This is a genomic window from Wolbachia endosymbiont of Tuta absoluta, from assembly GCF_059414725.1.
Map to the genome: position 1 here is coordinate 1 of NZ_JBNRJY010000548.1, position 699 is coordinate 699.

Here is a 699-nt window from a genome sequence, read left to right on the forward strand (position 1 = left end):
AACACAAATGAATAACAAGAAAACTTAAAGTAAAAATGCGCAAAGACGGCCTTATCGCGGAAAGCGAAATCTACCAGACCACCTTTGGGTAGATGAGAAATCACGGGGAAGAAGAGTGTAGTGCATAAAATAAAGGTAAGAATAGACAGTTGACATTAATAATTGTACATAGTTGATTTTCAGATCATTTTAGTAGACTATAGATAAAATAAAATAAAATAGTGTTCGCAACTGCATAGGATCGATCAGAATGTCACGGTGAATACGTTCCCGGGTCTTGTACACACCGCCCGTCACACCATGGGAGCGGGTCTCGCCAGAAGTAGGTAGCCTAACCGTAAGGAGGGCGCTTACCACGGCGGGGTTCGTGACTGGGGTGAAGTCGTAACAAGGTAGCCGTATCGGAAGGTGCGGCTGGATCGATCTTTTAAATATTCCTCACGGCTGAAATAGTGGCATTTCCCCACGAATGCGGGATGAATTTTGAGGTGTTCCACGATTTCGCTCTGCTTGCAAAAAAGAATGGGACGAAATGGCTCATCGCCTCCCATATCTCCCACCAAGTAAAAATCAAATGTTTCGCTGATAGCAGCCATATCATCAAAAGGCCCAAACGGCCAATCATCGACATAGGAATTTCTTATCTCACATGATATATCTAAACCATACACTGCTAAGTTAAACCACTTCTCAGCAATA

Annotated in this window: 1 rRNA gene; it reads left to right on the forward strand. The window is 43.2% G+C overall.

Annotated elements, in window-relative coordinates:
- Window positions 1-430 (forward strand): 16S ribosomal RNA (locus ACJ5GX_RS06090); the annotation flags it as partial.
- Between the last annotated feature and the right edge of the window lie 269 nt (window positions 431-699).